Source organism: Kocuria nitroreducens (assembly GCF_042879195.1).
In the GTDB taxonomy this organism is placed as follows: Bacteria; Actinomycetota; Actinomycetes; order Actinomycetales; family Micrococcaceae; genus Kocuria; species Kocuria nitroreducens.
In genome coordinates, this window is record NZ_JBHZTC010000018.1 from 20,326 (window position 1) to 33,798 (window position 13,473).

General features: G+C 75.2%; 13 protein-coding genes. 11 read left to right on the forward strand and 2 right to left on the reverse strand.

What is annotated here, in order from left to right; all coding sequences use genetic code 11:
• The first annotated feature begins 385 nt into the window (after positions 1-385).
• A complete protein-coding gene (locus ACFYE1_RS12855) occupies positions 386-1,048 on the forward strand; it encodes a YitT family protein (protein WP_387743339.1) in 663 nt (220 codons plus the stop codon).
• A 52-nt stretch (positions 1,049-1,100) separates the two neighbouring features.
• Here ACFYE1_RS12855 and ACFYE1_RS12860 read toward each other — a convergent pair whose 3' ends face one another.
• A complete protein-coding gene (locus tag ACFYE1_RS12860; protein WP_387743342.1) occupies positions 1,101-1,814 on the reverse strand; it encodes a TSUP family transporter in 714 nt (237 codons plus the stop codon).
• Positions 1,815-2,036: 222 nt separating this feature from the next.
• On the opposite strand from ACFYE1_RS12860, the gene yczE reads away from it, so the two are divergent.
• The 10 genes from yczE (at position 2,037) to ACFYE1_RS12910 (ending at position 12,093) form a co-directional block, all read left to right on the forward strand.
• The gene (gene yczE / locus ACFYE1_RS12865; protein ID WP_387743344.1) at positions 2,037-2,684 is read left to right on the forward strand and encodes a membrane protein YczE; all 648 of its coding nucleotides are present in this window, start codon (positions 2,037-2,039) and stop codon (positions 2,682-2,684) included.
• Positions 2,685-2,935: 251 nt separating this feature from the next.
• Positions 2,936-3,736: an ATP-binding cassette domain-containing protein gene (locus ACFYE1_RS12870; RefSeq protein ID WP_387743346.1), complete on the forward strand. Its 801-nt coding sequence runs from the start codon at positions 2,936-2,938 to the stop codon at positions 3,734-3,736.
• On the forward strand, positions 3,736-4,506 hold the full coding sequence (locus ACFYE1_RS12875) for an ABC transporter ATP-binding protein (RefSeq protein ID WP_387743349.1): 771 nt from the start codon (positions 3,736-3,738) through the stop codon (positions 4,504-4,506). Before ACFYE1_RS12870 ends, ACFYE1_RS12875 begins: the two co-directional genes overlap by 1 nt.
• Before the next feature lie 202 nt (positions 4,507-4,708).
• A complete protein-coding gene (locus ACFYE1_RS12880; RefSeq protein ID WP_387743514.1) occupies positions 4,709-6,253 on the forward strand; it encodes an ABC transporter substrate-binding protein in 1,545 nt (514 codons plus the stop codon).
• Between the two features lie 50 nt (positions 6,254-6,303).
• Positions 6,304-8,106, forward strand: coding sequence for an ABC transporter permease subunit (locus ACFYE1_RS12885; protein ID WP_387743352.1), 1,803 nt, complete (start codon positions 6,304-6,306; stop codon positions 8,104-8,106).
• 74 nt (positions 8,107-8,180) lie between these two features.
• Positions 8,181-9,002, forward strand: coding sequence for a metal ABC transporter ATP-binding protein (locus ACFYE1_RS12890; protein ID WP_387743355.1), 822 nt, complete (start codon positions 8,181-8,183; stop codon positions 9,000-9,002).
• Complete coding sequence (locus ACFYE1_RS12895) at positions 8,999-9,925, forward strand: metal ABC transporter permease (RefSeq protein WP_449274641.1); 927 nt, start codon at positions 8,999-9,001, stop codon at positions 9,923-9,925. Before ACFYE1_RS12890 ends, ACFYE1_RS12895 begins: the two co-directional genes overlap by 4 nt.
• Positions 9,926-9,927: 2 nt before the next feature.
• Complete coding sequence (locus ACFYE1_RS12900) at positions 9,928-10,317, forward strand: Fur family transcriptional regulator (protein WP_387743357.1); 390 nt, start codon at positions 9,928-9,930, stop codon at positions 10,315-10,317.
• Between the two features lie 58 nt (positions 10,318-10,375).
• The gene (locus ACFYE1_RS12905) at positions 10,376-11,395 is read left to right on the forward strand and encodes a metal ABC transporter substrate-binding protein (protein ID WP_387743359.1); all 1,020 of its coding nucleotides are present in this window, start codon (positions 10,376-10,378) and stop codon (positions 11,393-11,395) included.
• A 158-nt stretch (positions 11,396-11,553) separates the two neighbouring features.
• Positions 11,554-12,093, forward strand: coding sequence for a hypothetical protein (locus tag ACFYE1_RS12910; protein ID WP_387743361.1), 540 nt, complete (start codon positions 11,554-11,556; stop codon positions 12,091-12,093).
• 49 nt (positions 12,094-12,142) lie between these two features.
• Here ACFYE1_RS12910 and ACFYE1_RS12915 read toward each other — a convergent pair whose 3' ends face one another.
• Complete coding sequence (locus ACFYE1_RS12915) at positions 12,143-13,372, reverse strand: chorismate-binding protein (RefSeq protein WP_387743364.1); 1,230 nt, start codon at positions 13,370-13,372, stop codon at positions 12,143-12,145.
• Positions 13,373-13,473: the final 101 nt, after the last annotated feature.

Here is a 13,473-nt window from a genome sequence, read left to right on the forward strand (position 1 = left end):
GACGGGAGCGCCGTCCTCGGCGTCTCCTCGGGCACCCGGTGCGCCCGGACGCCGCCGCGGCCCCGGCCCGGGATTTGCGGGCCGAGACTGTGTCCCGCTGCGCCGACTCCTCTCGGCGGGCCGTCGAGCTCGCCGCGTCCCCGGCGGTGGGCCGGTGCCCTGAGCCGCGCCACCTGTCCCATCGAGGAGGCGGTGGCCGCGCTCGAGCACGGCGCCGAGAGCCGGGCGACCGGCACGAAACTCCGGATCCTCGTGGCCGGATGCCGAGCGTGGGTGCCACCGCACGGATCGCCCGCACCGGCCGGCGGGAGGCTCCCGGCTACTATCTGCTCGTGATATCGATCAGCAGCATCAGTGCCCAGCCGGCCGCCGTGCGCGGAACCCTGTGAGAAGGTCCGGTCCCGACGACGCCCTGCCGGGCCCAGGCGCGTCCCGGGGCCCGGCAGATCCGCCGTCCGCCCTGCGCCACACCCGGTTCGAGGACGCGGCCGGCCTGCTCGTCGGCACCTTCGTGGTCTCGTTCGGCCTGCACCTGCTGCACACCGTCGGGGCGGTGACCGGCGGGACCGCGGGCCTGGCCCTGCTGGTCGGCTACGCCGCCGGGCTGCCGTTCGGGGTGGTCTTCGTCGGCGTCAACCTGCCCTTCCTCGCCCTCGCGTGGTGGAAGAAGGGCTGGGTGTTCACGCTGCGCACGCTGATCGCGGTAGCGCTCGTCTCCGTCCTGGCCTCCGTGCACCCGGCCGGGCTGGGCGGGCTCAGCCCGGACCCGCGCTACGCGATCCTGGCGGGCAACCTGCTCATCGGCATCGGGGTGCTCATCGTCTTCCGCCACTCCGCCAGTCTCGGCGGGTTCAACGTCCTGGCGCTGCTGGCCCAGGAGCGCCTCGGCTGGAGGGCCGGACATGTTCAGCTGGCCTTCGACGTCGCCGTCGTCCTGCTCGCCCTCACGGTGGTGCCGCCGGTCGGCGTGCTGCTCTCCGCCTTGGGGGTGGTGGTGCTCAACACCGTGCTGGCCATGAACCACCGTCCGGGCCGCTACCTGGGGTGATGAGCGGTCCCTCCCGGACGCCGCGAGCCGGCGGCGTCGTCGGCGGTCCTGCTCAGAGCGCCTGCAGCAGGACGAGCACGGCGCCCAGCGTGGAGGCGCCGAGGCCCACCCGCCGGACGACCTGCCGGTTGATCCGTGCGTTGACGGCGCCGGACGCCGCGAAGCCGAGGACCATGGCCGGCAGGAGGACGGCGGCGAAGAGCAGGGTCCGGCGGTCGATCGATCCCACCGCCGTCAGCGCGGTGAGGGACAGCAGCGTGCCGAACAGGAAGAACGCGCTCATGGTGCCGCGCATCCGGGCGCGCGAGGACCCGTGCCACACGAGGGCCATGGGCGGGCCACCGATGGACGTGGCCGTCCCCAGGAGGCCGGAGGCCGCCCCCGCGACGGCGACGGTCGCGGGCCGCGGCCGCGGCTGCCAGCCGCACACGCTGAGCAGCACCGCGAGCAGCACGGTACCCGCCAGGACCAGCGCGAGCGTCCGGGCGGGCAGGGCGGCCACCAGGAGGGCTCCCGCCACCGTGCCGGGGACCTGCCCCATCACGGCCCAGCTGGCGTCCTTGACGTCCACGGCGGCGCGGTCCCGCAGCACGCCGAGCACGGTGAGCCCGGCCGCCACCAGGACGATGGAACCGGGCAGCAGGGTGGGATCGAACAGGGCGATCACGGGGGCGGCGAGCAGGCCCAGGCCGAAGCCGATCGCGCCCTGGAGGCAGGACGCCACGCTCACCACGAGCGCGACGACGGCGAGCTCCAAGCCGGTCACGAAGCACCTTCCGGTCGCGAAAAAAGGAATTGGTGCATTGTTCCACCTCCGGGAACACCCACAAGTCGTGCACCGGGCGTCATGGGGCTCGACGGCGCGGGGCTCGACGACGCGGGGGCTCGACGGCGCCGTGGGCGGACCGCTGCCTCGCTGTTGATGCTGACCTTGTGCCCGTGCGCCGCGCCTGTGCCCGTGCGCCGCGAGTGCCCCGGCGGTGCGAAGATGGTCCGCATGAACTGGAGTCCGCGTGCCCTGGCCCGCTCGATCGACCGGCCGGAATCGCGCAGGCTGCCCCGCCGGTTCGTCCAGCTGTTCGCCGGGCTGGTGCTCTACGGCATCACCCTGGGTCTGCTCGTGCGTGCCGAGCTCGGTGTCACCCCGTGGGACGTGCTGCACCAGGGCCTCTCCCGGCAGTTCGGGGTGAGCATCGGCACGGTGATCGTCGTCGTCAGCCTGCTCCTGCTGCTCGTGTGGATCCCGCTGCGCGAACGCCCCGGGCTCGGCACCATCAGCAACGCCCTGGTGGTCGGGGTGGTGCTCGACGCGACGCTGCTGGTGCTGCCTCCGGTCGAGTCGATGCCGCTGCGCGTGCTGCTCGTGCTCGCCGGCGTCCTCCTCAACGCCGTGGCGACCGCCGCCTACATCGGTGTGCACCTGGGGCCAGGCCCGCGCGACGGGCTGATGACCGGCCTGGTGCGACGCACCGGGGGATCCGTGCGGATCGTGCGCACCTCCATCGAGGTGACCGTGGTGCTTCTCGGGTGGCTGCTCGGGGGCACTGTGGGCCTGGGCACGGTGCTCTATGCACTGGCCATCGGGCCGCTGGTCCAGGTCCTGCTGCCGCGGCTGAGCGTCCGGCTCCACCGCTGACGTCGCTGCCCGGGTGCGGGACCCCGCTGAGCGGGACCCGGTGACCCCGGGCCCTCATCGTCCCGTGGGCGGGCATCACCCGTCCCGGTGCCGGCGGCTCGACCAGCGTTGAGCCGGTCGCCCCTGCTCGGACCCGGAAGCCTCTGCCCTGTGCGGGAACCTCTCACCCCCGGGTCACGCCGACTTGGTTTCTGAGAATGAAACTCATTACCATGAGAGCCTGTTGAGGCGGCTGATGGCAAGGGGAAAGCATGTGCGGTGCGACCGGAGTGGACGTGCGGGGCCTCGGTGTCTCCGTGGCCGGGCGGCCGTTGCTGCAGGGAGTGGACCTCCAGGTGGTGCCCGGACGGCGGGTGGCCCTGCTGGGAGCCTCGGGGTCGGGGAAGTCCCTGGCGGTGCTGGCCCTGCTGGGTCTGCTCGGGCACCGGTTCGAGGTGCAGGGCTCGCTGCGGGTCGCCGGCCGTGACCTGCCCTGGCGCCAGGCGCCGGGGCGGCGCCCGGGCATGGCGGCGGTCTTCCAGGACTCCCAGGCCGCGCTGAACCCCGTGGTGCGCCTGGACCGGCAGCTCCTGCCCGCCGTGGCCCGGCGGCGACGCCTTGATGCTGCGGGCGCCGGCCGGGTCGTGGAGGGGCTGCTCCGCGAGGTCGGCTTCGAGGATCCGGAGCGTATCCTGCACGCCCGTCCCTCCCAGCTGTCGGGCGGACAGCGGCAGCGGGTGTGCCTGGCGCTCGCCGTGGCCGCCGCTCCGGACCTGCTGGTGGCCGACGAGCCGACCACGGCCCTGGACATGATCAGTCAGCGCCAGGTGGTCGAGGCCCTGCGCCGCTGCACCGGCGAGGGCCGCGGCGGGCTGCTGTTCGTCACCCACGACGTGGCGGTCGCCGCCGACCTGTGCGACGACGTCGTCGTCCTGGAACGGGGGCGGGTGGTCGAGGCCGGGCCGATCCAGCAGGTGGTCGAAGCGCCGCAGGCGCCCTTCACCGCGGCCCTGGTCGAGGCCGCCCGCGCCGGTCTCCGTCCCACCGCGGCCCCGCTGGGCGTGGCCTCGTGATGTGGCAGGCAGAACCGGCGACGCTGCACGGCGTCGGGCTCACCAGGACCTACGGCACGGGCTCCGGCGCCGTGGCAGCCGTGCGCGGGGTCGACGTCGCGGTGCGCGAGGGCGAGGCTCTGGGAGTGGTGGGACCTTCCGGGTCGGGCAAGTCCACGCTGCTGTCCCTGCTGCTGGGCGTGGAGCGCCCGGACCGCGGCGAGGTCCTCTTCGACGGCGTGCCCCTGATCGGCCGGCGGCAGATCCGGCGGGCCCGGCAGGCCGTCCAGTACATCCCGCAGGACCCCGCCTCCAGCCTGGACCCGCGGCGCAGCGTCGAACGCCAGCTGCGGGAGCCGCTGCGCCGCTTCCGCATCCCGGGCGACCACCTGCGCCTGGTCCGGGACGCCCTGGCGCAGGTCGGTCTCGGCGCCGACCACCTGGGCCGGCGCGCCCACGAGCTCTCCGGCGGCCAGGCCCAGCGCGTGGCCATCGCCCGGGCCCTGGTGACCCGGCCCCGGATCCTCCTGGCCGACGAGGCGGTCAGCGGGCTCGACCTGCCGCTGCGCAACCAGGTGCTGGACCTGCTGGAGGACCAGCACGTCCGGGGAGGCCTGGGGCTGCTGTTCATCTCCCACGACCTCACCGCGGTCCGTTCCCTGTGCGGCCGCGCGCTGGTGCTCGACCACGGACAGGTGGTGGAGGAGGGCCCCACCGACCGGCTCCTCGAGACTCCTCGGCACCCGACGACGCAGGAGCTGGTGGATGCGGTTCCGCGACTGTCCGCCTGAGCGCACCCTGCCGGAGCGGACGGTGCCGGTGACCGACCGGGACCCGTGGTGGGCCGGCACACCGCGGGTCCCGCTGATCCTGCTCGCCCTGCTGTCCGCCGTCGCCCTGCCCCGGGTGCTCCTGGCGCACCGGGCTCCCGGGATCCCGACTCCACCATTCGCGTCCCCGTCCATCCGTCACCGCACCGAAAGGGCCCCCCTGATGTCCCCTCGCCCCTCCGCTCTCCGCCTCGCCCCCCGCAGCACCGGCCTCGGTCTCGCCGCGGTCAGTCTGCTGCTGCTCACCGGCTGCTTCAGCTCCGGCACCTCCGCCGCCGGGGGAGCCGGCGGCTCGACCGACGCCCGGGTCCGGGCGGCCATGATGCAGCCACCCCGTTCGGCGCTGTCCCCGTTCAGCGACGACGCCTTCAAGCTCTCCCGCTGGTCGACCGGAGAGACCCTGGTCCGCCTGGACGAGGCCGGGGACGCGCAGCCGATGCTGGCCACCGCGTGGGAGCAGCTCGACGAGACCACCTGGTCCTTCACGATCCGCGACGGTGTCACCTTCCACGACGGCACCGAGCTCACCGCGCAGAACGCCGCCGATTCCCTGGCCCGGGCCGTGGCGGCCGAGCCGGCCCCGCGCATCCTCGACGGGGTGGAGATGGACGTGACGGCCGAGGGCGACACCGTGCGGGTCACCACCGCGGAGGTCGACCCGCTGGTCCCGCAGCGGCTGTCCAGCCCGCAGCTGTCGGTCCTGGCCCCGGCCGCCTACGAGGGGACCGCGGTGACCCCGGTGGGCCACGGCACCGGGCCCTTCGAGCTCACCGCCCTGGACGGCACCTCCGGGGCCACCCTGGAGCGCTACGAGGACTACTGGGGCGACCCGGCCGCCGCCGCCGGCATCGACGTGTCCTTCGTGCCCGACGGCACCGCCCGGGCCGCCGCGCTGCGCACCGGGGAGGCCGACGTCGTCGAGTCCGTCCCGGTCGGACAGGCCGCCCAGGTCGACGAGGAGCTGCTGACGGAGGTGCCGATGCCGCGCACCAACACGCTCTACCTCAACACCGAGGACGGCCCGTTCGCCGACCCCGCCCTGCGCGCGGCCGCCCGCCAGGCCCTCGATCCGCAGAGCCTCGTGGACGGGGTCTACGAGGGCCGGGCCGATGTGGCCGCCGGCCTGCTGGGTCCGGCGATCCCCTACGCCGCGGAGGGCCGGGACACCGACGAGTACCGTGAGCCGCTCGCCGCCCGCGCCGAGGCCGGGGACCCGGCCGGGGAGAAGATCACCATCGGCACCTTCACCGACCGCGCCGAGCTGCCCGAGGTCGCCGTCCAGCTCCAGCAGCAGCTGGAGGCCGCCGGTTTCGAGGTGGAGCTCGACGTCCGCGAGTACCAGTACATCGAGGCCGACGCCCTCGAGGGCGACTTCGACGCCTTCGTCCTCTCCCGCGCCACCGTGCTGGACTCCGGTGACCCGGTGGCCTACATGGTCAGCGACTTCGGCTGCGAGGGCTCCTTCAACCTCTCCCAGTTCTGCTCCGAGACCGTCGACGCGGCCCTGGACCGGGCGGAGCAGGCCACACCCGGCGAGGAGCGCCGCCGGGCGATCCTGGCCGCCGAAGCGACGATCCTGGCCGAGGACGCCGCGATCCCGATGCTGCACGAGCGCGTCATCCAGGGCGAGCAGAACGGTGTGGTGGGCGCCGCCCGCGATCCGCGCGAGCGCGAGCTGATCACGGCCGAGACCACCGTCGCCGAGTGACGGGCCGAGTGGCGGGCCGAGCGAGGGGCCGAGTGACGGGCCGGGGAGGGGTGGCGGCCCTGATCTCGCGCGTCCTGGCGTTCACCGCCGTGGTCGTGCTCACCGGGGCCCTGCCGTGGCTGTCCGGCAACAGCCCGGAGTACACGGTCCTGCGCGCCCGCTACGCCGACCGGCCGGCCACCCCCGAGGTGCTGGCCCAGGTCCGGGCCGAGCTGGGCCTGGACCGCGGCCCGGTCCCGGTCTTCGCCGACTGGGCGTCCGGCGCGCTCACCGGGGACCTCGGCACCTCCTGGATCAGCGGGCGCCCGGTCCTGCCCGGTGTCCTGGACGCCCTGGGGGTGTCCCTGACCCTGATGGGCGCGGCCCTGGCCGTCGCCCTGGTCATGGCCGCCCTGGTCTGCGTCCCCGCCGTCCGGAACGGGCTGGCCGGGCGTCCCTCCCGGGGGGCCGGCGCGGCGGCCGCCGCGCTGACCGCGCTGCCGGAGTTCCTGCTGGCAGCCGTGCTGCTGATCGTCCTGGCGGTGTGGTGGGGCTGGCTGCCGCCCTACGGGTGGCGCGGTCCCCAGCACGTGGTGCTGCCGGCCCTGGCCCTCGGCCTGCCCGCGGGCGGACTGATCGGCCGGCTGCTCACCACCGCGCTCGCCGGGGCGTTCGCCGAACGCTGGGTGCACACCTGGGCCGTGGCCGGGCACTCCCGGGCCCGGATCACCGCCGCCGCCCTGCACCGGGCCCTGCCCGGGGTGATCGGGCAGCTCGCACTGGTCGTCGTCGGGCTCACCGGCGGAGCCGTGCCGGTCGAGGAGGTCTTCGCGATCCCCGGTCTGGGCCGGACCCTGCTGGGCGCCGCCGCGTCCCAGGACGTCCCCGTGCTGCAGGCGGGGGTCCTCCTGCTGCTCGCTCTCGCCGCCCTGTGCGGTGGGTCGGCCGCCCTGGTCCGCCGATCGCTGCTCGGGCCCGCCGCCCGCTCCGGTGACCTGCCCGTCCCGGGGCCGCCGCCGGAGCGGCGCCGGTCGTGGTGGGCGGTGCCGGCGGGCTCGGCCGGGCTGCTGCTGGCCCTGCTCGCGGCGGGACTGTTCCGGGACCCCTACACCTCCGCCCACGCCCGGCTCGAGCCGCCCTCCTGGGCGCTGCCGCTGGGGGCCGACGCGTCCGGCCGCGACGTGCTGGCGCGCGTGGGCCACGGCGCGCTGGACACCCTGGGCCTGGCCCTGGTCGTGGTCGCCGCGTGCCTGCTGCTCGGCCTGGTCATCGGGGTGACCGGGGCGTGGTCCACCGGCCCGGTGGAGGTCACCAACGCGGCGCCTCCGATCATCGCCGGCATCCTCGTCGTCGCGGTGGCCGGCCCGTCGGCGGCCGGGGCCGCCCTGGCCGTGACCCTCGTGAGCTGGGCGCCCCTGGCGGCCCACACGGCCGCCCTGGTCGCCGAGATCTCGGCCCGCCCCTACGTGCGGGTGCTGCCCCTGCTGGGGGTGGGCCGCGCTCGCGTCCTGGCCGGCACCGTCCTGCCCGCTCTGCTGCCGGAGGTGGCCCGGCACGCGATCCTGCGCCTGCCCGGCACCGCCCTGGCCATCGCCGCGCTCGGCTTCCTGGGACTGGGGCAGCAGCCCCCGGCCCCGGAGTGGGGGCTGCTCCTGGCCGAGGGCATCGGCTACGTCGAACGGGCCCCCTGGACCGTGCTCGGTCCCGCCGGGGCCCTGGTGCTCGCCTCCGTCCTGGCCGTCTCGCTCTCCAGCGCCGAAGGAGCGCGGCGGACGGCGGGGCCCGGGGCGGGACCGGCCACCACGCTCCCCGCTCCCGGCCCCGGGACGGAGCGCGTGGGGAGCGCCGCTCCGGCGGGGCCGGTGCGGAGCTGATCCCGCCGGAACCACGTCGCCGCTCCACCGGCGTCGAATTGACCCTCGTTCTCATTTTCTTGAGAATGGCTCTCATGAAACTTCGATCCGGTCCGCCGGTGCCGGCTCCTGCGGACCGCTCGGCGATCCGCACCGAGGACCTCACCGTGGTCCTCGGTGCTGCTCCCGTGCTGCGCGGGGTGGACCTGGCCGTGGCCGACGGCGAGGCGGTGGCGCTGATGGGCGGCAACGGCTCCGGGAAGTCGACCCTGATCAAGGCCCTGCTCGGCGTCGTGCCCGCCGCGTCCGGCGAGGCCCGGCTGTTCGGCGCCGACGTCACCGGCGCGCGCCGGGCCGTGCCGTGGGCGCGCATCGGGTACGTCCCCCAGCGCGTCGGCGTCGGCGCCGGGGTGCCGGCCACCGCGCTGGAGGTCGTCGCCTCGGGGCTGACGGGGCACCGGCGCCTGCGCCCGGGCACAGGCGGCCGGCGCGCGTGCCTCGACGCCCTGGAGCAGGTCGGGCTGGCCGACCGGGCGCGGGAGAGCGTGGCGATCTTCTCCGGCGGCCAGCAGCAGCGCGTGCTGATCGCCCGGGCGCTGGTGCGGCGGCCCCGGCTGCTGCTGCTGGACGAGCCCCTGTCGGGAGTGGACCAGGTCTCCAAGGAGGCCGTGGCCCGCATCCTGGCGCAGCTGCAGGCCGACGGCACCACGCTCCTGGTCGTGCTCCACGAGCTGGGCGAGCTGGCGCCGCTGCTGGACCGCGCCGTGGTGCTGCGCCACGGACGCATCGTCCACGACGGCAGCCCTCCGCTGCCGGCACCGGGGCACGACGCCCCCGATCACGAGCACCTGCACCCCCACGGGGACGCGCCCTCCGCCGTTCCGACCGCCCCCGATCTCCACGGAAAGCCGCAGTGACCATGATCGAGACCCTCGCCACCATGCTGGCCAGCCCGCTGATGCAGCGCGGTCTGCTGATCGCGGCCCTGGTGGGCGTCTCCGCGCCGGTGATCGGCACCTACCTCGTCCAGCGGCGACTGGCCCTGCTCGGCGACGGCATCGGCCACGTGGCCCTGACCGGGGTGGCCATGGGCTGGCTGGCCGGTTCGGCCGCCGGCCTCACCCCGCACGACGCCCTGGCCGTGCCCGGAGCGGTGGTCGCGGCCGTCATCGGCGCGGTGCTCATCGAGGTGATGCGCACCAAGGGACGCACCAGCGGCGACGTCGCGCTGGCCCTGCTGTTCTACGGCGGCATCGCCGGCGGAGTGCTGCTCATCGGACTGGCCGGCGGCACGTCGGCGAACCTCACCGGCTACCTCTTCGGCTCCATCGCGACCGTCACCCCCCTGGACGTCTGGCTCACCGCCGGGCTGGCCGCGGTGGTCCTCGGTCTCGGGCTCGGCCTCCGCCCGGCCCTGTTCTCCCTGTGCCACGACGAGGAGTTCGCCCTCGCCACCGGTCTGCCGGTGCGGGCCCTGAACATCCTGGTGGCTGTCATGGCCGCCCTGACCGTGTCCGTGTCGATGCGCGTGGTCGGCGTCCTCCTGGTCTCCGCCGTGATGATCGTCCCGGTGGCCGTGGCCCAGCTGGTCGCCCGCTCCTTCGCCGGGACCATGGGGGCGGCCATGGCCGTGGGGGTCGGGGTCTGCGTGACCGGCCTGTCCGTCACCTACTTCCACCCGCTGTCCCCGGGGGCCACGATCGTGGTGCTGGCCATCGCCTGCTACGTGCTGGCCCTGATCGCCCGCCCCCTCCTGGGGCGCACCCGGCGCCACGGCGGACCGCACGGCGCGCACCGCCTCCACGACGTCGAGGACGACCTCCAGCTGCGAGGAGCATGACCATGTCCCGGACCACCCGTCAGCGCTCCGCCCTGACCGAGCTGCTCGAGCGGACCCCCGAGTTCCGCTCCGCCCAGCAGCTCCACGCCATGCTGGGGGAGCAGGGGGAGTCCGTCTCCCTCGCCACCGTCTACCGGAACCTCAACGCCCTGGCCGAGGCCGGGGAGGTCGACGCCCTCGCTGCCCCGGGAGGGGAGACCCGGTACCGCCGCTGCCGGCGCACCGAGCACCACCACCACCTGGTGTGCCGCCGCTGCGGGCACACCGTGGAGGTCGCCGAGACCCAGGTCGAGCGGTGGGCCACCCAGACCGCCCGCCGGCACGGGTTCACGGAGGTCTCCCACGCGATCGAGATCCACGGGACCTGCGACACCTGCCGGCGCGGCTCCTGAGCGGCCCCCTCCGCCGGTGTTTTGACAATGATTCTCAGATTGGCTGAGAATTGTTCTCATGACCCCGTCTCGTGCTCTCACCGTTCCGCTCTCCCTGACCGCCGCACTCGCACTGGCCTCCTGCGCCTCCGGCTCGGCCGATCCGACGGCCGCCACCGCGGGGAGCGCGGGGGAGGCGCTGAGCGTGCAGGCCTCCTTCTATCCGCTGCAGTACGTCACCGAACGCGTCGGCGGGGAGCTCGTGGAGGTGGAGTCGTTGACCCCGGCCGGCGCCGAACCGCACGACCTGGAGCTGTCCCCGGCCGCCGTCGACGGACTGCGCACCGCGGACGCCGTGGTGTACCTCTCCGGGTTCCAGCCGGCGGTCGACGACGCGGTGGCCCAGGCGGCTCCCGAGCACGTCCTCGACGCGGCGCACGCCGGGGTGGAGGGCGAGGAGTCCCACTCCGCCGAGGAGCACGGGTCCGCGGAGGAGGCGCACACCGGAGAAGCCCACGGCGGGGAGGAGCACGCCGGGGACGACCACGCAGCAGCGTCCGGGGAGGACGGCCACGACCACGGCGGGGAGGACCCGCACTTCTGGCTGGACCCGGAGCGGCTGGCCGCGGTGGCCACGGAGGTCGCCCACGAGCTGGCCGAGGTCGACCCGGGCCACGCCGCGGTCTACGAGTCCAACGCCGAGCAGCTGACCACGGAGCTGGCCGCCCTGGACGAGGAGTTCGCCGCGGGGCTGGCCACCTGCGAGCGGAACACCGTCGTGGTCTCCCACGACGCCTACGGGTACCTGGCGGACAAGTACGACCTCGAGCAGGTGGCCATCGCCGGGCTCGACCCGGACACCGAGCCCTCCCCGGCCCGGCTGGCCGAGATCGGCGAGGTCGTCGAGGCCGAGGGCGTCACCACGGTGTTCGCGGAGTCCCTGGTCAACCCGAAGGTCGCCGAGACCCTGGCGGCCGAGCACGGGATCGAGTCGGCGGTGCTGGACCCGGTGGAGGGCCAGGCCGACGAGAACGCCGACTACCAGCAGGTCATGCGCACCAACCTCGAGACGCTGCGCACCGCGCTGGACTGCGCGTAGGACGACGGGCCGCCGCCTCCCGGCCGAACGGCGGTACCCGGCATCCGCCGAGCGGAACCGTCCCACGACCGGGCGCCGGCGGCGTAGCGTAGAGCGTCCGGGCGCGACCGCCTCGTCGTCGTCCCGCCGCCCCGCCGCACCGCTAGGAGACATCGCCCGTGGAACCCCTGCCGCTGGAGCCCCTCACCCGCTTCCTGACCGTGGAGCACGCCGCGGACCTCACCGGGCTGGCCGCGCGCATCCCGGGCTCGGGCTTCCTCTGCTTCTACCCCAACGACGAGGAGTACACGGGCTTCGTCGACGCGACGGGCCGGCTCTGGCTGCGCGGCGACGACGCCACGCCCGCCCGGGAGCTGCTGGAGGTGCTCGAGCCGCCGTTCCGCATCGCCTATCCGGTGGCCCCGGCCGTCACCGGCGACGAGGAGGCGGTCGTCTCCGCCGGGGTGCTGCAGACCCCCGAGGAGCTGGAGGCCTACCGGGCCCGTTTCGCCGACGTCGAGGGAGAGGCGGACCTCGACCACCAGGCCCACGCCGTGGACGCCGCCGGCCAGCACTGGACGCTGATGGCCGGCACCGAGCCGGGGGAGGTGCTCGCCCTGTGCTTCGGCCGGGACGAGGCGGGCGTGCCGTTCTCCGAGCAGACCTCCTTCACCGCCGAGTCCATGCCCCTGCCGATCACCGTGGTCGAGCTCGACTGAGCTCCGGTCCCGGCGGCGGGGGTCGATGCCGCTTCTCGGACGTGACCGGTCAGGCGGCGTCCGGGACCGCGGCGGCCCGCTCCAGGGCGCCGGCGGCCGAGAGTGCCGCTCGCACGGTGCCGAGGTTCGCCGCCGTCTCCGCCAGGGCGCCGTCCACGGTGGAAGCGGGGTCCAGCTCCGCGGCGGCGTGCAGCCGGGCCTGGGCGCCGTGCAGGTGGACGCTGCGCAGGACCGGCACCCACTGGCCGTGCCCGGCGGCGTCGGTCCAGCCCACGAGACCCGCGAAGGCGCCGCGGGGCCGCGGCTCGAGCTCACGGATCAGGGACAGGGCATCCCGTGACGGGGCGCCACCACCGGCGGCGGCACGGTGCACCGCCACCGCCGCGTGCAGCGCGCTGGTGCCCCGGTGCAGCCGGCCGGTGAGGCGGGTCGCGAGGTGCCAGGCGGCGTCGGTGCCCAGCACGCTCGGCTGCCCGGGCACGTCCAGGGACGCGGCGTGCGGTGCCAGACGGCGGGACAGCTGCTCGACGACGTGCTGGTGTCGCCGGCGCGCGGTGGGGGAGCGCAGCAGGGACTGCTGGGCGGCCGCGTCGCCCGAGACCGTGAGGTGGCGTGCGGCGCAACCGGTGTAGGGATGGGCGGCGAAGCCGGTCGGCCGCACCTCGGCCGTGAGCTCCGGACCCGCGCCGAGGACCGGGCCGCCGTCCCGGGGGCGCACCAGGAAGGCGTGGCCGCCCGGGGCGCGGGCCACCAGCTCGTCCCACAACCGGTCCAGGTCCACGGGGGCGGGGAGCTCCAGGTCCAGGGTGCGGGCCAGCACCAGGTGCTGTGCGGCGCCGCGGCCGATGCGGTCCAGGGCCTCGGCGAGCGCCTCGCGGTGGTCGGGTTCCGGCGCCGGGGCGGCGGGCACGAGCTGCCGCGCCAGGGGCACCGGGGCCGCCGGCGCCGGGCGGGGCACCCACACGGGCCGCTCGGCGAGGAACAGGTCGGCCGGCTCGTCCGGGTCGAAGGGGATGGTGCCGCATACCACCGGCCGCGCGGCGCCGCGGGTCCGGGCACCGGCGTCGACCACCTCACGGGTGACCTCGCCCAGGCGGGCCAGGACCGCCTCCACACTGCCGTCCGTGATCCGTTCGGTGGGCAGATCCCGGTCGCGTCGGGCGAGGAGGATCCCGTGGCGGCCCGCGAGCGCGACGTCGCCGTCGAGGCCGGGAGCCCGTGCCGTGCCCCGGGGGAGGGGGACGGGCGTGCCGGCGGGGAGCGTGGTTCCACGGATCATGGGTGGGGCCTTCGGTCGAGCGGATCGGGGCAGGTTAGGGCACCCTCAGTAGTTCGTGGCTCGACTGTAACAGTCCGTTCCGGATTAGCTGACACATCTCT